The organism is Variovorax paradoxus (assembly GCF_024734665.1).
GTDB lineage: Bacteria > Pseudomonadota > Gammaproteobacteria > Burkholderiales > Burkholderiaceae_C > Variovorax.
The window spans coordinates 3,337,052-3,353,799 of sequence record NZ_CP102931.1 but is presented as its reverse complement, the minus strand read 5'-3'; the positions used below and the strand labels follow the sequence as shown (position 1 = coordinate 3,353,799).

Below are 16,748 nucleotides of genomic sequence, written 5' to 3'. Positions count from 1 at the left end.
GCTCGGTCAGCGCGGCGGCTGCGAACGCAGCTGCTCCCTGAGGATCCGCCGTATCTCCAGAATCGCCAGCGGGTTCTCCTGCACGCTGTGCGCCGACGGAATCACCAGCTCCGATGCCGCGCCGTCCAGGTGCGAGCTTGCATACGGCACGATGCCGTCGCTCGACAGCGCCTGCGCCAAGCCCGGCGTGTCGTTGCCGATGATCGAATGAAAACGCACGCGCGGATTCATCGGCAGCCCCGACGACAGCCGCACGAACGGGTCGCGATCGCTCAGGTTGTCGATGCTGTTGGGAATGCGCAGCGGCTCCTGGCCCTGCGTGCTGGGCGCGATGCGGATCAGCTCGCGCGAGATGTCGCCCAGCTGCCCCAGCATCGCCACCGGTAGCGTGATGAGGTTGGCCACCCAGCGCGAGACGCGGTTGTTGGCAAAGTCGGTGCCGCGGTGCGGTGAGGCGATGAAGATCGCGTCGCTCACCTGCGGCAGCGGCTCGAAGCGCAGGTAGGGCGCGAGCTTTTCTTCCATGCGCTGCTGCTGTGCGCCCTGCATCGGGTAGCTGGCCAGCAGTGCCTCCCAGAGCTTGTCTTCCGACGACGACACCATCAGCCGCGACAGCACGCCGCCCATGCTGTGTCCGATCAGCGTGATGTTGTTCGATGCCTCGGCCTTGCCGGTTGGGTCGAAGTGCGCCAGCGTTTGCGTGACGGCTTCGCGGATGGCGAAGTTGTTGATCGGCAGCGGTGCGTTGGTGGGGTAGTACACCTGCCAGATCTGGTAGCGGCGGCGCAGCGTCTCGTCGCCGAGCACCTCGTTGGCCACGTTGATCCACGCCTCGGGGCTGCTCGCCAGGCCGTGCAGCATGATGACCGTGCGGCGGTTCGGGTCGTAGGGCTGCATCAGGTAGATGCGCGGCTGAGTGAGCCCGTCGCGGCCGCCGAACAGGCTGCGCAAGGCCTGCAGCGCGAAGTCGGAGCGCGCGAGCCACAGGCCGTAGCCGGAGGTGAAATTGGCGGCCAGCGGCACCTCCTGCCCGGCCAGTTGCACGTTGGCGGTGCGGTACGGGTCGTAGGCCGCGATGCGCAGCGTATGCGTGCTCAGGATCTCGTCGAGGTTGGCGCCGTCGAACAGCAGCAGCGCTGTAACGGCGGGGAAGGGCATTTCGCGGTAGGGCGGCCGGGGCGGGCGCTTGTCGTCGGCTGGGGCGGACATTGCCTCCTCATCCGTGCGCTTGGCGTTTGCCGCCACCAGCTCCGCGCCGAAGCCGTCGCGCCGGTAGGTGTTGCGCAGGCCCGAGAAGGTGAGCGATGCGGCGGGAATCAGCTCGTCCGGCAGCGGCGCGCTGGTGGGCAGGCGCAGTGCCGACACATCAGTATCGATGTGCCAAGCACCCACTTGTGGCACTTCCGGGGCCGGGTCCGATGGCGAACCGGTGCGCCGGTAGGTCTTGAAGAGGCCGGTGATGGCCTGCTGCACTGCGTAGTTGTAGTAGTCGCGCACCTGGGTCTGCCGGTCTTCGAAGGCGCGGTCGCGCGGCTTGCGGGCGGTGTAGAACAGGTAGGCGTAGGCATGGCGTGCGGTTTCGAGCCAGGCCTCGATGGCCGTGGTGGCCGACGAGTCCGGCTGCGCGGCGGTGCCGCCTTTGTCCGCGGCCAGCGCCACCTGCAGCCACACTTCCGACAGCGCGGACAGGCGCTGTTCGTCGCTGAGGCCCGACGAGTCGGCCAGCGCGTTGCGGCAGGCCTGGCCGTCCTTGCGGCACAGATCGGCGTCGGAGCCGATCACGCGCAGCACTTCCTGTGCGGAGGTGCTCAGCTCGCCGGTGGTGAGCACGTCGCCGCGGCGCTGCGCGAGGTATTCGGCCGGCGAGATCGAACCGACCTTCACGCCCGCGCAACCGGCCAGCAGCACGGCGGTGCACAGAAGGGCCGGCAGGCAAAGAAAGCGCATGCGCATCACTGCTTCGCCTTGGGTCCCTTGGAGTCCTCGAGGCCCGGCAGGCCTTGCCGGATCGCCTGCGAGAAGTTCGCGCCCGGCGCCTTGTCGGTGGCAATGGCGCGGTCGGTGATGCGGCCCGCCGTGCGCAGCGCTTCCATGCTGTAGCCGGGCGTGAGGCCGCCCACGTCGTAGAGGTAGTCGGGCAGGTAGCCAGAGGCCAGCAGCCGCCAGTCCATCGGCAGGCCGGGCACGATGCGCTTGGCCAGGGCGTACACGATGGTGGTGCAGTTGGCAGTAAGCGTGTTGTAGTAGCTCGGCGCGCGCACCAGCGCCGCGCCTTCGCCGAGGTAGGCCATGAACAGCGAGCGCATTTCCTGCTGCGGCAGGCGCACGCGGTACATGTAGACGTCTTCGCCGCGCACGTTGGTGCGCACGCGCATGATGTCGTGCTCGTCGGCCGCGATGAGGCTGGTCTCGAACTGCTTGAAGAAGCCGCCGACCGACGAGAAACTCTCGCCGCGCTCCTTGCGGATCTCGATGGAGAAGGTAACGAACTGTCCGTCGTCGAAACCGAAGGACACCAGCGTGTGCGCAATGGCCGGGCCGTTCCAGTACGAGAGCGCCACGTCGACCGAGCGCAGGCGGTCGAGGTCGTAGCTGCGCGTTTCCCAGCGCTGGGTGTAGTCGGTGTCGCTGCGCCACTCGAAGTTGCGCACGTTATCCATCGTCACGATGCTGCCGTCGACGTGGGTGTGCAGCTGGCGCGACACGTCGTCGGCCCAAACGCGGTTCTGCGAGGGCAGGATGGTGCTCCACCAGCCCATCAGCAATGCGAAGCCGACCACGTAGGAGAGCAGGGCGCGTGCTGCCTTGCCGCGCCACAGCAGCGCGATGGCGGCAAGGCCGAAGCCGGCCCACAGCACGCCAGCGCCGATCTTCACGAAGGACGGTCCTGGCAACTGATACCAAAGTGCCATGCAGGCCCACATCGCAGACAGCAATACGACTAGCGATGCCGCAAAGCGGCCGAGGAAGCGCAGGAACATTCAGATCATCGGAGAGTGAGGCGCGATTATCTCCGCCTGGCTCGGGCGCCCCTGGGCGCCTAAAGCATGTAGGTCACGAGCTTGAAGTCCGGGTCCTCGGGGAAGGGCTTCACAGTGAAGCCCAGCCGGCGCACCAGCTTCAGCATGTCGGGGTTGTTGGCCAGCACCAGCCCGTCGATCTCGGCCAGGCCCTTGTCGCGCGCCACGTCGATGATGCTTTCCATCAGCCGCGAGCCGATGCCCTTGCCGCTGAATTCGTCGGCCACCACCAGCGAGAACTCGCAGCTGGTCTGGTCGGGGTTGGTGATGTAGCGCGACACGCCCACGATGTGCTCGCTTTCGAGCACGGTGCCGTCGGGCGACACGCTGCGCTCCATTACCACCGCCACCAGCGCCATCTCGCGGTCGTAGTCGATCAGCGTGAAGCGCGACAGCATCGACGGCGGCAGCTCGTGGAAGCGCGAGACAAAGCGGAACCAGCGGCTTTCGGGCGAAAGGCCCTGCACCAGCGCCTGCAGCATCTGCGCGTCGTTGGGGTGCACCGGCCGCACGATGTACGTGCCGCCACCGGGCAGCGGCCATTCGCGCCGGTAGCGCGCGGGGTACGGCATGATGGCCAGGTGCTGGTAGCCGTTGACCGCATTGCTGACGTGGGCCGCCACTGCTTGCGTGGTGCTGCCGACCACGATGCGTGCATCGACCGAAATGGCGCCCGACTCGTCCACGATGATGGGGTTGATGTCCATCTCGCGCAGCTCGGGCAGTTCGCACACCATTTCCGACACGCGCAGCAGTACGTCTTCGAGCGCTTCCATGTTCACCGCGTGGGCGCCGCGCCATTCGCCCAGCGTTTCTGCCACGCGCGAGCGCTCGATGAGTCGGTGCGCGAGAAACTGGTTGAGCGGCGGCAGCTCCATGGCGCGGTCGTTCAGCAGCTCGATCATGGTGCCGCCCGCGCCGAACACGATGACGGGGCCAAAGGGCTCGTCGGTGACCATGCCCACGTAGATCTCGCGGCCGCGCCGCGCGCGCACCATCTTCTGCACGGTCACGCCGTTGATACGGGCCTCGGGCGCGAGGCGGGCCACGCGCTCCATCATTTCGACGTAGGTGTCGCGCGCGCTGGTGCCGTTCAGCACGTTGAGCGCCACGCCTTCCACGTCTGACTTGTGCGCGATGTCGGGCGAATCGATCTTCAGCGCCACCGGAAAGCCCAGCTGCGTTGCGATCATCATGGCCTCGCTGGCGCTGCGCGCGAGCAAGGTGCGCGTGATCGGAATGTGGAAGGACGACAGCAGCGACTTCGACTCCATCTCCGTCAGCACATGGCGCCGCTCGGCCAGCACGCTTTCGATGATCAGGCGCGCGCCCTCGATGTCGGGCTTGGCCAGCGCCGACAGCGGCGGCGGCGTCTGCTGCAGCAACTGCTGGTTCTGATAGAAGGCTGCGATGTTGCCGAAGGCGCCTACTGCGGCTTCAGGCGTGCGAAAGCTCGGAATGGTTGCGTCGGCCAGTACCGAGCGCGCCTTGCCGACCGAGGAGTCGCCCATCCAGCAGGCCAGCAGCGGCTTGTTCATCGGCCGGGGAATGTCGGCCAGCGCCTTCGCCGTGGCAGCTGCGTCGGCGCCGGCCTTGGGCGAGAAGATGGCGAGCACGCCGTCGATCTGGCTGTCGGCCGAGGCGGCGTCGATGGCGGCGCGGTAGTGCGCGGGCAGGGCCTCTTCGGAAAGGTCGATCAGGTCGGCCAGCGAAGCGAGCGGGGGCAGGGCGGGCTGCAGCAGCTTCTGCGCGGGTGGGGAAAGCTTGCCGAGGTGGAGCCCGATCTCGTTGATCCAGTCGGCTGCCAGCACGCCGGGCCCGCCGCCGTTGGTGACCACGGCCAGGCGCTTGCCCACCGGCCGGTAGCGCGAGGCCAGGCACTTGGCGGCCGAAAACAGCTCGACGAAGGAGCGAACCCGCACCGCGCCCGCGCGGCGCAGCGCGGCGTCGAATACGTCGTCGCTGCCCACGATGGCGGCGCTGTGCGTCTGCGCAGCCTCGTTGCCCGCCGGCTTGCGCCCGGCCTTGAGCACCACCACCGGCTTGGCATGCGAGGCCGAGCGCAGCGCGCTCATGAAGCGGCGCGCATCGGCAATGCCTTCCAGGTACACGATGATGCTGTGCGTGGCCTGGTCGTTGGCCAGGAAGTCGAGCACCTGCGGAATGTCGACGGAGGTGTGCGGGCCCAGCGACACCACGCTCGAAAAGCCGACGCCGTTCTGGCGCGCCCAATCGAGCATCGAGGCTGTGAGTGCGCCGGACTGCGCCACCAGCGCGAGCGGCCCCGGCTTGGCCAGCGGCCCGGCCACGCCGGCATTCAGGTGCAGCAGCGGCCGCTGGAAGCCCAGCGAATTCGGCCCCAGCAGGTGCACGCCTTCGCGGCGCGCGATCTTGCGCCATTGCGCTGCCTCGTCGGCGCCGATGCCGCTCGAAAGAACCACGGCCGCCTTGCAGCCGATGCGCCCCGCGATTTCAAGGGCGGCCGCCACGTCGCGCGGCGCCAGCGCGATCAGCGCGAGGTCGGCATGGGTCTGGGCCAGTTCTTCGAGCGTGCCCTTGGTGCGCACGTCCAGAAAGCGCAAGGTGCCGTCGAAGCGGTCGGCTCGGAAGGCCTCGCGCAGCGTGCGGCCCGCAGGGGGCTGGCCGCCCGGGTCGTCGGCGTGGCCGACGAAGGCCACGATGGAGGCGGGCGCAAAAAGCGGAGTCAGGAAATGCTTGTCCATGCCCCCAAGTCTGCACCGTTCCGCACCGTTCGGGGGCAGTTGCGCAGGGCCTTGACCTAAGTCATGACGTGGTCAGCGCGCTTGGCTATATTCAAGGTTCCATGCAAAAACGTATTGGCGTGATCTTCGTCTCGCGACGAAATTCATTGCGCAGCATCCTGGCCGAAGCGTGCCTCGCGCACCTGGACCCCAAGCGGTTCTCGGTATCTTCCTGCGGTCAACCCGGGCACATTGCCCGCGAGTTCCATCCCGCGGCCGTGGCCGCATTGAAAAGTGCCAGCATCCCCGTGCCCCAGCGGCCGCCGCGCAGCTGGGACGAACTGGTGCGCGCCAATGCCGCCCCGGCGGACTTCGTCATCACGCTGGACGCGGCCAGCGCATCCCGCCAGCCGTCATGGCCCGGCCAGCCCGACGCGGCGCTGTGGGCCTACCCCGACATAGTCGACGGCGGCGACCTGGAGAAGACCGCGCACGACGCCATCCAGATGCTGTTCTCGCTGCGTCGCCGGCTCGAACTGCTGGTGAGCCTGCCGATGCAGGGGGCGGACCGCTCGGCCGTTCGCTCCGACGTGCGGGATCTGGGATACATGCGCTAGCCCCATGGACGTAGTACTCGTACACGGCATCTTCGACAACGGCGGGATCTTCAAGCGCATGGTGCGAGCGCTCGAGGCGGCCGGCCATCGCTGCTGGGTTCCTTCTCTCAAACCCGCCGACGGCCGCAAGGGAATTCATGACCTTGCGTGCAAGCTCAAGGCCTATATCGACAGGCACGTGGGCCCGGATGCGCCGATTGCCATCGTCGGCTTCAGCATGGGCTGCATCATTGCCCGCCAATATCTTCAGGTTCTGGGCGGCATCGCCCGCGCCCACGCGCTCTTCGCCATTTCGGGCCCGCACGAAGGAACGATGACCGCCTATGCCTACCCCGGACGGGGCGCGCGGGACATGCGGCCGCGAAGCCCCTTGCTCGAAAACCTGAAGAGCACCGAGGACTGCCTCGACGAACTGAAACTGTTCGTGTATTGGACCTCCCTGGACATCACCATCTTGCCGGCCACGAGCAGCAACTGGCGGCGCGCGGCAAGCAGCCTCGACGCGCGCGCCTGGTTGCATCGGTTCATGCCGGGCGACGCAAAGGTCTGTGCCGACATCACGCGCCGCATGTGCGCGCTGTGATGTAGACGCTGCCGGCTCACTCCAGCGTGAAGCCGATCTTCAGCGTCACCTGCCAGTGCGCGACCTTGCCGTCCAACACGTGCCCGCGCGTCTCGGTCACGGTGAACCACTGGATGTTGCGCAGCGTCTCGTGCGCCTTGGCGATGGCGGTCTGCACGGCGTCTTCGATGCCGGTCGAGGAGGAGCCCGTCAGCTCCAGCGATTTGTAGACGTGGTTGGACATGGGGTCTGTCTCCTTCTGGGTTGATGGGCGATGGGCCCGGAAAACATCGTAGTCCTGTTGCGGGCGTCAGTGGACGAATCCGCCCTTGACGAAGCGCACGGGTTCGGCGTCCATGCGCGCGATGAGTGCGCCCAGGCCGTCCGGCGCCAACGGCCGCGTGCCCGCCGATGCAGGCTGCTCGGTGCGGCACAGCAGGTCGTCGTCACTCCACGCGCCTTTGCCGGGTTCGCCGCGCGCGCGCAGCCAGCCGTCGCGGTCCACGATCAGCTGCGTGCCCGCGAGTTGCGAAGTCGCGGCGACCAGCGAGAAGGCGGCCCATGCGGCGGGCGATGCGGCGATGCAGTCACCGGCCTGCGATATGGCTGCCTTGGCATCCGGCGCGAGGAACACGGTGACGAGGCGCGGGTCGTCGAGCAGCGGCGGCACGCCTGCACCCGCAGCCACGATCCGCAAACGCTGCCCGCGCCAGCTGCTCAGGCTGCGCGACGGCTTGCCCTTGCATTGCACCGGCATGTCGGGAGGCGCGATGGGCTGCGCCCACAGCCCGGCCGCGCGCAGGCTCTCACCGGCGCCCTGGGCTTTCATGAAGTCGATCAGCGCCCAGGCGTCCGCATCTCGCAGCGTGTCGCCGAAGCCTGGCATCGTCGGGGCGCCGTGCCGGTCGCGCATGCCGTTCATCACATGCCAGAGCACATCGCCGTCGGCGCGCCGCCACAGCAGTGGCCCGCCAAGATTGGGCGGCCAAACGGGTTGTGAAGCGGCCAGCGGCCCTTGTCCGCGCCCGTCAGCACCATGGCAGGCCACGCATTGCGCCGCGTACAGCACGCGCCCGCGTTCGATGCTGTCTACGGTGAAGCCCGTGGGCGATGTCTGGAGGCTGGTGGGGTACGCGGGTACCAGCACCACGTTGGCTTCGGGCCAGGGCGCCAGCACGACCAGCAACGCGGCCACCGCAACGAGCCACACGCGGCGGCGACGCCAGAGCGCGGCGAGCAGCAGCGTCAGCACCGCCACCGCAAGCACGACCACCGTGAGCCCGAGCCTTCGTGCCTGGCCAAGATCGATCAGCAGGTTCTCGCCCGACAGCCGCAGCGCCCATGGCCATGCCGGTTGGCCGTGCGCGTGCGAGACCAGCCCCAATGCATCGAGCAGGCGCAGCAGCTGCAGTTGCGCGCCCTGCAGCAGGCCGATCAGCAGATTGAGCCAACCGGCCTCGGGCAAACCGTTCATGTCACCACGTGGCGTCGAGTCCCAGGTGCTTGAGCGCTTCGTGCCGCAGTTCGGCCAGCCGTGGATCGCCGCGATGACGCGGGTAAGGCAGATCGACCACCAGTTCCGCCGCAATGCGCGCTGGCCGGTCGCTCAGCACGATCACGCGGTTGGCGAGGAACAGCGCCTCTTCCACGTCGTGCGTGACCAGCAGGGCAGAGAAGCCGGCACGCTGCCACAGGTTGACCAGCTCGCTCTGCATCGCGATGCGCGTGAGCGAATCGAGCTTGCCCAGCGGCTCGTCGAGCACCAGCAGCTGTGGGTCGTTGACCAGCGCACGCGCCAGCGCCACGCGCTGCGCCATGCCACCGGAGAGGTGATGCGGAAAGGCCTTCGCGAATTCGGTCAGGCCCACGAGCTTGAGCGCTTCGTCGACGCGGGCGCGCTGCTCCTTCAGTACGCCGCGCGCCTGCAGGCCCAGCGCCACGTTGTCCCACACGCTGCGCCACGGGTAGAGCGTCGGATCCTGGAACACGACGATGCGCGACGGATCGGGCCGCGTGATGGCTTCGCCGTTCTGCGTGATGGCGCCAGCGGTCGCGGGTTCGAGCCCGGCCACCAGCCGCAGCAGGGTCGACTTGCCGCAGCCGCTGGGCCCCAGCAGCGCGACGAACTCGCCGGGGCGAACCTGCAGGTCGATGCCGTCGAGCACCTGCAGCACGCCGCCGGACACCTCGAACCAGTGGCTGACGCCGCGGATGTCGATGTGCGCGCCGCCAGTGGTCGTTGCCGTGGCGGGCGGGGAAGGGAGTACGGCGTTCACCATTTGACGGTTCCTTTCTGCCAGGACAGCACGCGGTCGCGTACCTTGAAGAGCAGCGTGATGAGGCCCGAGCACAGCGCGGCCATGACGAATAGCGCCGCATACATGTTGGCGTATGCGGCCCAGCCCTGGGCCCACTGCAGATACCAGCCGAGCCCGGCCTTCACACCCATCATCTCGGCCGTGATCAGCACCGAGAACGAGGCGCCAAGGCCCATGAACAGGCCGACGAACACCTGCGGCAGGGCCGCCGGAATCGCCACCCGCAACACCAGGAAGCGCTCCGACGCACCCAGCGTGCGCGCCACGTCGTAGTAGCTCTTGTGCACCGAGGCCACGCCCGACCACGTGAGCACCGCCACCGGGAAGAAAGTGGCCAGCCCCACGAGGAACACGGCAGCCGAATAGCTAGACGGCGCGAAGAAGAAGGCCAGCGGCAACAGCGCTGACGCCGGTACCGGCCCCAGGAAGCGCAGCAACGGATGCACCCAGTACCCCGCGATGCGCGACCAGCCGATCGACACGCCCGTGACAAAGCCGATCAGCGCGCCCAGCACGAAACCATTGGCCAGCAGGCGCAGCGAATACGCGGTCGACAGGCCCAGGCGCTGCCAGTCTTCATGCACCACGTCGATCAGGCTTTGCGGCGGCGCGAAGAAGGGCGAGGGCAGCACGCCGAGCTTGGCGGTGCTGATCTCCCACAGCGCGAACACCACAGCCAGCGCGACCAGCCATTGCCCGGCCGGCCGCAGCGTGCGCGCCAGCTTGCCCGCGCGGTGGCCCAGCAGCGAGATGGCGAAGAGCAGGGCGGCGACCACCAGCGTGGCAATGCCGAACTCGCGGGTGAAGGCCCAGTCGTTGAAGCCGACCTCCTTGTTCGGCCACAGCAGCGTGAGCAGGCCCAGCGCGACCCAGGCGGCTGCGGCGAGCAGGCCGGTGGGCCAGATGCCGGTGGGGGCGGGAGGGCGCAGCGCGACAGTCTGCGATGTTTTCTGCCGCGGTGCGTGATGAGCGGGCGCATTGCTCTGCAGCCCGAGCGGCGAGTCCAGAACCTGTTCAGCGGTGGTCATGCGAGAACGTCCAGCGACACATGGTTGGCGAATCGGACCACGTCAGTGCTTTTCTTCAGGATGCCGGCGTTGCGGAAGTCAGCGGCGAAAGCTTCCACCTCGTTGCGCAGCGCCTTGCCGGCCGGATGGTGCTTGTATGTGAGCTCGGCCAGCAGCTTCTGCAGGTCTTCGAGCGGCACCTTGGGCGCGTACTTCGAATAGATCCTGGCGGCTTCGTTCGGGTTCTCCGACACGTAGTCGGAGGCCTGCGCGAGCGCGCGCACCACCGCGGCAGCGCGCGGCTTGTCGTTGCGCGCCAGCTCGCCGCGCGCGCCGACGATGCAGCACAGGCGCTCGGCGTATTCGCCTTTGGCGCTGTTGGCGATCTCGGTGAAGACGCCGGGGTTGCGTTTCTCGATGAGGAACACGTTCGGGTCGCCGTCGGCAATCGCGTGGATCTCACCCTTCTTCACGGCCACGTCGAGCAGGTCAGCCGGGTAGACGCGCCAGTCGACGTCCTTCTCGATGTCGATGCCTTTCTTCGCGAGATGAATGGCATAGAACTGCCTGGCCGGGCTGTTCTGGTCCGACACGCCGATGGTCTTGCCCTTGAGACTGGCAAGGTCGGTCGTCACGCCCGAGGCCTTGGCTCCCACCAGACGCAGGCAGCCGCCGTGCACGCTGCCCACCACCTTGACGTCGAAGCCCGCTTCGAGCGGCTTCACCCAGCGGTGGATCAGGCCCACGCCCACGTCGGCCTTGGCGGTGGCCAGCGCCTCCAGCATCTGGTCGGACGAGCCGGCCCAGTTGAGCAGCTCGACGTCAAGCCCGTTCTTCTCGAAGAAGCCGCGCTCCAGCGCCACCGGCACCGGGGCCAGGCAGAAGCCGGCCTGGCTCCAGGCGAAGGTGAGCTTGCGCGGCTGCGAGCGTGCCGCGGTGGCGAGCAGGGCGCCGGAGCCCACGATGGCTGCCGCCACCCCGGCCTGCAGCACGCTGCGGCGCGAAGGCGGTAAGTGATCGAGAGGAACGGTCATCGCAAGCTTCTCCACCGAAAAATTGGAAGCTGCGAGTGTTGGCGCGCGAGGCCCGCGCGGCCAACGAATGAATGCGGCTATGGATATGCGCGCAACTACTTTTCCCTGGCGCCGAAGCTCTCCGCCAGGAATTCGACGATGGCCTGCACCCGCGCCGTGCGCCCCTTGCGGCTCGGCACCAGCAGCGTGACCGGCGCGCTGTCGAACTGCCAGTCGGCCAGCACGCGCACCAGCGTGCCGCGCGCCACGGCATCGGCCGCATCCCATTCGGAACGCAGCACGAGTCCCATGCCCTGTTCGGCCCACTGGCGGGCCACGCCGCCGTCGTTGGTGACGTAGGCGGGCGAGATGCGCAGGGTTTCGCGCTTGGCCTTGTTGGAGGCTGCGCGGCTGGCCGGGCGCACATGCCACAGCGTGACGTCTTCGTCGTTTTCGCGGATGCAGATGCAGCTGTGCTCCATCACGTCGCGCGGCACGCGGGGCACGCCGTGCAGGCGCAGGTATTCCGGGCTCGCGCACAGCCAGCGCTCGTTGGCGCTCAGAGTACGCGCCACCCACGACGAATCGCGCACCGTACCGATGTGGATCACCGCGTCGGCGTCGTGCCGGTCGGGCCACGGGGTCTCGCGCAGGTCGAGCTGCACGCTCAGCCCCGGGTGCAGCCGGGCGAAGCGCGCGAGCATGGGCGCTATGTACTGCCGGCCGTAGCCGAAGGGCGCGGCGATGCGCAGCGTGCCCGTGAGCCGCTGGTCGTCGCGCTGCATCGACTCGCGCAGCCCCTCGATCTGGCCGAGCAGCGCAGCCGCCTCGCGCGCGAAGCGTTCGCCCTCGGGCGTGAGGCTCAACCGCCGCGCGGTGCGGGTGGCGAGCGACAGGCCCAGCGTGGCTTCGAGCTTGCGCAGCCGCATCGACAGCGCGGGCGGCGTGACGTCGAGCGCGCGCGCCGCGGCGCTCAGTGAAGGTTCGCGCAGCAGGGCGGCCGCGAGCTGCATGTCTTCGATCTGGATCATTAACTTATGCTTAACGATTGATGACCATGCATTGAAGCACAAGCATGGCCTTGAAACGTACAGTCGGTGCCCATGCAACCCCAAAACGCCTATCCACGCGCCGTGCTTTTCGACCTGCTCACTGCGCTGCTCGATTCCTGGACCGTCTGGAACACCGCCGCAGGTTCCGAAGAGAAAGGCCGCGCCTGGCGCGCCGAATACCTGCGGCTCACCTATGGCTGCGGCGCCTATGTGCCCTATGAGCAGCTGGTGAAAGACGCCGCGCGCCACACCGGCATGGCCGACTCCGCACCCGACGCGCTCGAAGCGCAATGGGACACGCTGCCCGTGTGGGACGGCGCTCGCGAACTGTTGCTGGCGCTGAAGCCCCACTGCAAGCTCGCCGTGGTCACCAACTGCTCGAAGCGGCTCGGCCATCGCGCGGCGGCGCGGCTGGGCATCGATTGGGACGTGGTCGTCACTTCGGAGGAGGCCGGCTTCTACAAGCCCGATCCGCGCCCGTACCGCATGGCGCTCGATCGGCTGGGTGTGAAGGCAGAAGCCGCAGCCTTTGCCGCCGGTTCGGGCTATGACATGTTCGGCACATCGGCGGTTGGGCTGCGCACCTACTGGCACAACCGTGTCGGGCTGGCGCTGCCGCAGGGGGCTTCCACGCCCGAGCTGCAGGCGGCAACACTGGCACCCGCGCTGCCTTGGCTCCAATCCTTCAGCAAATGACGAGCTCGCTCATGAACAACACCCTCGCCACCATCGACACGCCCGCGGCCCTCATCGAGCGCTCGCGCATGCAGCGCAACATCGCGCGCATGCAGCAGCGCATGAGTGAACTCGGCGTGCGCTTTCGCCCGCATGTGAAGACCAGCAAGTGCATAGCCGTTGCCGAGGCGCAGCGCGAGGCGGGTGCGCAGGGCATCACCGTTTCCACGCTGAAGGAGGCCGAGCAGTTCTTCGCCGAGGGCTTCACCGACATCCTCTATGCCGTCGGCATGGCGCCGCACCGGCTGCAGCATGCGATGGACCTGCGCCGGCGCGGCTGTGCGCTGGGCATCCTCACGGACGGTGTCGAATCGGCGCGCGCAATCGCCGAGTTCGGCCGCGCGAACGGCGAAGTGTTCGACGTGCTGATCGAGGTCGATACCGACGGCCATCGCTCCGGCATCCGGCCCGAAGAAGACGCGCTGCTCGAAGTGGCGCACGTGCTGCACGACGGTGGCATGCGCCTCGGCGGCGTGATGACGCATGCCGGCTCCAGCTACGAGCTCGACACGCCCGAAGCCCTGCGCGCCATGGCCGAACAGGAGCGCTCGGGCTGCGTGCACGCCGCACAGCGGCTGCGCGAAGCGGGCCTGCCGTGCCCGGTGGTCAGCGTGGGCTCCACGCCCACGGCGCTGATGGCGGAAGCGCTCGAAGGCGTTACCGAAGTGCGGGCCGGCGTCTATGTGTTCTTCGACCTCGTGATGCGAAACATCGGCGTGTGTGCCGAGGACGACATCGCCCTGAGCGTGCTCACCACGGTGATCGGTCACCAGGCCGACAAGGGCTGGGCCATCGTCGACTCAGGCTGGATGGCGATGAGCCGCGACCGTGGCACGCAGAAGCAGAAGCGCGATTTCGGCTACGGGCAGGTCTGCGATGTCGATGGCAAGGTGCTCGACGGCTATGTGCTCAGCGGTGCGAACCAGGAGCACGGCATCCTGTCGCGCGAGGGCGCGCCGGACACGGGCATTGCGGCACGCTTTCCCATCGGGACGCGGCTGCGCATATTGCCGAACCACGCTTGTGCGACTGGCGCGCAGTTTCCGGAATATCAGGCGCTGTCTGAAGACGGCTCGCTGGAAACCTGGGGGCGCTTCCACGGCTGGTGAGCGGCCCCGGTATGCCCACGCGGGAGGCATGGGCGAATCGAATGGTCTGACATATACATGATGAATATCATGTAAAATGGCCCAATCATGCCGAGAACCTCCCGCCTGCAAAAGGAAGCCACGCACGAACGCATCGTGGAGACTGCCGCGCGCGCCATACGTCGCAGTGGCTATGGCGGCACTGCCGTCGCCGACATCATGAAAGGCGCCGGCCTGACCCACGGCGGCTTCTACGCGCACTTCGCTTCACGCGAGGCAATGCTTGCCGAAGCAGCGGACCGTGCGGGAGCAGAAGCGGTCGCAGCCTCCGCAAGCATCGCGGCCGAAGCACCGCCAGACCAGGCGCTGCAAGCTCTGCTGCAGGCTTATCTTTCCAAGGAGCACATCGAAGGCGTCGAGACTGGCTGCCCGATAGCAGCCCTCGGCTCCGAGATGCCACGCCAGGCGCCCGAGGTGCGGCGCGCGGCCACCCGCCGTATCAAGGAGATGATCGATCTCGTTGCCCGGCAGTCGCCCGACTGGGGGCAGCCGGGCGCGCACGAGCGTGCGCTCGTAACCGTCGCTACGGCAGTCGGAACATTGCTGATGGCACGCGCCGTCGACGATCCCAAGCTCTCTGAAGCGTTGCGCAAGGCGACGCTGGAGCACTTCGCTCCGTCCGGCGCCTGATTTCTCACGCAGACCAAGCTGAGATCGCGCTCGCCTTTAAATATGACATTCATCATCTAATTATCAAAAAATGACCAATATCCCCAACTCCCCAAGAGGCATCCCATGAAAAACGAAGGTTCCGTCGCACTCGTCACGGGTGCCTCATCAGGCATCGGTGAAGCCACCGCGCATCGGCTCGCGGCGGCCGGCTACAAGGTCTACGGCACCAGCAGGCGCGGAGCCACGGCGGGCAGCAGGCAACCCTTCGACATGCTGTCCCTCGACGTGACCAGCGACGAATCCGTAGAAGCTGCGGTGAATGAAGTGATGCGACTGAACGGCCGCATCGACCTGCTCGTGAACAACGCAGGGTTCGGCGTCGCACCCGGCGGTGCGGAAGAGAGCTCGATTGCACAGGCCCGCTCGATCTTCGAGACGAACTTCTTCGGGCTTATCCGCATGACGCGCGCCGTCCTGCCCCACATGCGGCGCCAGGGGAGCGGCCGCATCATCAACATCGGCTCGGTGCTCGGTTTCCTGCCGATGCCATATGGAGCGCTCTATGCCGCAACCAAGCACGCAATCGAAGGCTATTCCGAATCACTGGACCATGAGCTGCGCACCAGAGGCATCCGCGTCTCGGTCATCGAGCCCGCGTACACGAAGACGCCGTTCGACGCGAACTTTCTGGAGCCCGACGCCAAGCTCGACGAATATCGCGAGGCTCGCACGGGTGTGATCAAGAGGGTGAAGGAGGTGATGGCAACCGCTGACCAGCCAGACGTCGTGGCCGACACTGTGCTGAAAGCCGCCACTGCGGAGCGCCCGAAACTCCGGTACACCGCCGGCAGCCTCGCAAGCCGCCTGCAATTACTGCGCCGGTTTGCGCCTGCCGGTCTTCTCGATGCCGGCATCCGAAAAGACCTGCGACTCGACGCGAATCCGGCAGGGAACATGTGATGAAAGCGTTCATCATCGATCGCTATGGCCGCAACAGTGGGCTGCGCGCTGCCGAGATGCCGCGTCCGAAACTGCGGCCTGACGACGTGCTGGTCGAGATCCACGCTGCCAGCGTGAATGTGCTGGACTCCAAGATCCGCAACGGAGAATTCAAGCTCCTCCTGCCTTATCGCTTGCCGCTGATCCTGGGAAACGACGTGGCTGGCGTGGTGGTCGAAGTCGGATCGCAGGTGCGGCGATTCCGACCCGGAGACGAGGTCTATGCGCGACCCGATCAGGATCGTATCGGCGGCTTTGCGGAGTTCATTGCGATCAAGGAAGACTCGCTTGCGCTCAAGCCGAAGAACCTGAGCATGGAAGAGGCCGCTTCAATCCCCCTTGTGGGGTTGACTGCCTGGCAGGCGCTGATCGAGATGGCGCAGCTCAAGCAAGGCCAGAAGGTTCTTGTCCACGCAGGCTCAGGTGGCGTGGGGACGTTGGCAATTCAGCTGGCGAAGCATGCCGGTGCGTTTGTTGCCACCACAACGAGCACGGCGAACGTCGATTGGGTGAAGGGCCTTGGCGCCGATGTCGTGATCGACTACAAGAAGGGCGACTTCTCGGCGATCCTGCGCGACTACGACGTGGTCCTGAACAGCCTGGATGGCGAAACGCTCGACAAGTCGCTGCGCGTCCTGAAGCCTGGCGGAAAGCTCATCTCGATCTCGGGGCCGCCTGATCCCGCCTATGCGCAAGACATTGGTGCTTCCTGGTTCCTGAAACTGGCGATGCGGCTTTTGAGCCGTCGCATCAGGAAGAACGCACGACGCCACTCCGTGAGCTATTCGTTTCTCTTCATGAGGGCGAACGGAGCGCAGCTGCGCAGGATCACCGCTCTCATCGAATCCGGGGCTATCCGTCCGGTCGTGGACCGGATCTTTCCGTTCGAATCCACCAATGAAGCCATTGCGTATGTCGATGCCGGACGTGCAAAGGGCAAGGTCGTTGTGAAGGTTAGATAGG

Annotated in this window: 16 protein-coding genes; 7 read left to right on the top strand and 9 right to left on the bottom strand. The window is 67.0% G+C overall.

All coding sequences use genetic code 11. From position 1 onward, the window contains the following. Positions 1 to 6: 6 nt before the first annotated feature. Genes NWF24_RS15740 through NWF24_RS15730 form a run of 3 tightly spaced genes read right to left on the bottom strand, consistent with a single transcriptional unit; the run spans position 7 to position 5,743 of the window. Positions 7 to 1,947 (bottom strand): esterase/lipase family protein, encoded by a 1,941-nt coding sequence (locus tag NWF24_RS15740; RefSeq protein ID WP_258354989.1) that lies wholly within the window; start codon positions 1,945 to 1,947, stop codon positions 7 to 9. Positions 1,948 to 1,952: 5 nt separating this feature from the next. Beyond that, positions 1,953 to 2,981, bottom strand: coding sequence for an Lnb N-terminal periplasmic domain-containing protein (locus tag NWF24_RS15735; RefSeq protein ID WP_258354988.1), 1,029 nt, complete (start codon positions 2,979 to 2,981; stop codon positions 1,953 to 1,955). Positions 2,982 to 3,040: 59 nt separating this feature from the next. Further along, a complete protein-coding gene (locus tag NWF24_RS15730) occupies positions 3,041 to 5,743 on the bottom strand; it encodes a bifunctional acetate--CoA ligase family protein/GNAT family N-acetyltransferase (RefSeq protein WP_258354987.1) in 2,703 nt (900 codons plus the stop codon). A 101-nt stretch (positions 5,744 to 5,844) separates the two neighbouring features. Between NWF24_RS15730 and NWF24_RS15725 the strand changes: the two genes are divergently transcribed. Both NWF24_RS15725 and NWF24_RS15720 read left to right on the top strand, forming a co-directional pair. After that, positions 5,845 to 6,339, top strand: a complete 495-nt coding sequence (locus NWF24_RS15725; RefSeq protein ID WP_258354986.1) for an arsenate-mycothiol transferase ArsC — start codon at positions 5,845 to 5,847, stop codon at positions 6,337 to 6,339. Positions 6,340 to 6,343: 4 nt separating this feature from the next. Next, entirely contained in the window at positions 6,344 to 6,922 is a 579-nt protein-coding gene (locus NWF24_RS15720; RefSeq protein WP_258354985.1) for an esterase/lipase family protein, read from the top strand. Between the two features lie 16 nt (positions 6,923 to 6,938). On the opposite strand, the gene NWF24_RS15715 is transcribed toward NWF24_RS15720, so the two are convergent. From NWF24_RS15715 to NWF24_RS15690, 6 genes are all read right to left on the bottom strand, one after another. After that, on the bottom strand, positions 6,939 to 7,145 hold the full coding sequence (locus NWF24_RS15715; protein WP_258354984.1) for a dodecin: 207 nt from the start codon (positions 7,143 to 7,145) through the stop codon (positions 6,939 to 6,941). Positions 7,146 to 7,211: 66 nt separating this feature from the next. After that, positions 7,212 to 8,375 carry a c-type cytochrome gene (locus NWF24_RS15710; RefSeq protein ID WP_258354983.1) on the bottom strand — a complete coding sequence of 388 codons (1,164 nt, stop codon included), beginning with the start codon at positions 8,373 to 8,375 and terminating at the stop codon, positions 7,212 to 7,214. Between the two features lies 1 nt (position 8,376). Next, complete coding sequence (locus NWF24_RS15705; protein ID WP_258354982.1) at positions 8,377 to 9,180, bottom strand: ABC transporter ATP-binding protein; 804 nt, start codon at positions 9,178 to 9,180, stop codon at positions 8,377 to 8,379. Continuing rightward, positions 9,174 to 10,247, bottom strand: a complete 1,074-nt coding sequence (locus NWF24_RS15700) for an ABC transporter permease (RefSeq protein ID WP_258354981.1) — start codon at positions 10,245 to 10,247, stop codon at positions 9,174 to 9,176. Before NWF24_RS15700 ends, NWF24_RS15705 begins: the two co-directional genes overlap by 7 nt. Next, positions 10,244 to 11,260 (bottom strand): ABC transporter substrate-binding protein, encoded by a 1,017-nt coding sequence (locus NWF24_RS15695; RefSeq protein WP_258354980.1) that lies wholly within the window; start codon positions 11,258 to 11,260, stop codon positions 10,244 to 10,246. The genes NWF24_RS15700 and NWF24_RS15695 overlap by 4 nt, the downstream gene beginning before the upstream one ends. 95 nt (positions 11,261 to 11,355) lie before the next feature. Further along, entirely contained in the window at positions 11,356 to 12,270 is a 915-nt protein-coding gene (locus NWF24_RS15690; RefSeq protein WP_258354979.1) for a LysR family transcriptional regulator, read from the bottom strand. A 72-nt stretch (positions 12,271 to 12,342) separates the two neighbouring features. Here NWF24_RS15690 and NWF24_RS15685 point away from each other — a divergent pair, with 72 nt between their 5' ends. The 5 genes from NWF24_RS15685 to NWF24_RS15665 all read left to right on the top strand — a co-directional run bounded on the left by NWF24_RS15685 (position 12,343) and on the right by NWF24_RS15665 (position 16,747). Next, the gene (locus NWF24_RS15685; RefSeq protein WP_258354978.1) at positions 12,343 to 12,987 is read left to right on the top strand and encodes an HAD family hydrolase; all 645 of its coding nucleotides are present in this window, start codon (positions 12,343 to 12,345) and stop codon (positions 12,985 to 12,987) included. A gap of 11 nt (positions 12,988 to 12,998) precedes the next feature. Next, positions 12,999 to 14,135, top strand: coding sequence for a DSD1 family PLP-dependent enzyme (locus NWF24_RS15680; protein WP_375338460.1), 1,137 nt, complete (start codon positions 12,999 to 13,001; stop codon positions 14,133 to 14,135). Between the two features lie 87 nt (positions 14,136 to 14,222). Continuing rightward, on the top strand, positions 14,223 to 14,804 hold the full coding sequence (locus tag NWF24_RS15675; protein ID WP_258354976.1) for a TetR/AcrR family transcriptional regulator: 582 nt from the start codon (positions 14,223 to 14,225) through the stop codon (positions 14,802 to 14,804). A gap of 105 nt (positions 14,805 to 14,909) precedes the next feature. Further along, the gene (locus tag NWF24_RS15670) at positions 14,910 to 15,746 is read left to right on the top strand and encodes an oxidoreductase (protein WP_258354975.1); all 837 of its coding nucleotides are present in this window, start codon (positions 14,910 to 14,912) and stop codon (positions 15,744 to 15,746) included. Then, entirely contained in the window at positions 15,746 to 16,747 is a 1,002-nt protein-coding gene (locus NWF24_RS15665) for an NADP-dependent oxidoreductase (protein ID WP_258354974.1), read from the top strand. Before NWF24_RS15670 ends, NWF24_RS15665 begins: the two co-directional genes overlap by 1 nt. Position 16,748 lies beyond the last annotated feature (1 nt).

Excerpts from the sequence above, each read along its gene's own strand:
- NWF24_RS15700 (WP_258354981.1), bottom strand. The coding sequence starts at position 10,247 with ATGACCACCGCTGAACAGGTTCTGGACTCGCCGCTCGGGCTGCAGAGC.
- NWF24_RS15695 (WP_258354980.1), bottom strand. The coding sequence starts at position 11,260 with ATGACCGTTCCTCTCGATCACTTACCGCCTTCGCGCCGCAGCGTGCTG.
- NWF24_RS15685 (WP_258354978.1), top strand. The coding sequence starts at position 12,343 with ATGCAACCCCAAAACGCCTATCCACGCGCCGTGCTTTTCGACCTGCTC.
- NWF24_RS15665 (WP_258354974.1), top strand. The coding sequence starts at position 15,746 with ATGAAAGCGTTCATCATCGATCGCTATGGCCGCAACAGTGGGCTGCGC.
- NWF24_RS15735 (WP_258354988.1), bottom strand. The coding sequence starts at position 2,981 with ATGTTCCTGCGCTTCCTCGGCCGCTTTGCGGCATCGCTAGTCGTATTG.
- NWF24_RS15715 (WP_258354984.1), bottom strand. The coding sequence starts at position 7,145 with ATGTCCAACCACGTCTACAAATCGCTGGAGCTGACGGGCTCCTCCTCG.
- NWF24_RS15675 (WP_258354976.1), top strand. The coding sequence starts at position 14,223 with ATGCCGAGAACCTCCCGCCTGCAAAAGGAAGCCACGCACGAACGCATC.
- NWF24_RS15680 (WP_375338460.1), top strand. The coding sequence starts at position 12,999 with ATGAACAACACCCTCGCCACCATCGACACGCCCGCGGCCCTCATCGAG.
- NWF24_RS15740 (WP_258354989.1), bottom strand. The coding sequence starts at position 1,947 with ATGCGCTTTCTTTGCCTGCCGGCCCTTCTGTGCACCGCCGTGCTGCTG.
- NWF24_RS15670 (WP_258354975.1), top strand. The coding sequence starts at position 14,910 with ATGAAAAACGAAGGTTCCGTCGCACTCGTCACGGGTGCCTCATCAGGC.
- NWF24_RS15730 (WP_258354987.1), bottom strand. The coding sequence starts at position 5,743 with ATGGACAAGCATTTCCTGACTCCGCTTTTTGCGCCCGCCTCCATCGTG.
- NWF24_RS15705 (WP_258354982.1), bottom strand. The coding sequence starts at position 9,180 with ATGGTGAACGCCGTACTCCCTTCCCCGCCCGCCACGGCAACGACCACT.
- NWF24_RS15710 (WP_258354983.1), bottom strand. The coding sequence starts at position 8,375 with ATGAACGGTTTGCCCGAGGCCGGTTGGCTCAATCTGCTGATCGGCCTG.
- NWF24_RS15725 (WP_258354986.1), top strand. The coding sequence starts at position 5,845 with ATGCAAAAACGTATTGGCGTGATCTTCGTCTCGCGACGAAATTCATTG.
- NWF24_RS15720 (WP_258354985.1), top strand. The coding sequence starts at position 6,344 with ATGGACGTAGTACTCGTACACGGCATCTTCGACAACGGCGGGATCTTC.
- NWF24_RS15690 (WP_258354979.1), bottom strand. The coding sequence starts at position 12,270 with ATGATCCAGATCGAAGACATGCAGCTCGCGGCCGCCCTGCTGCGCGAA.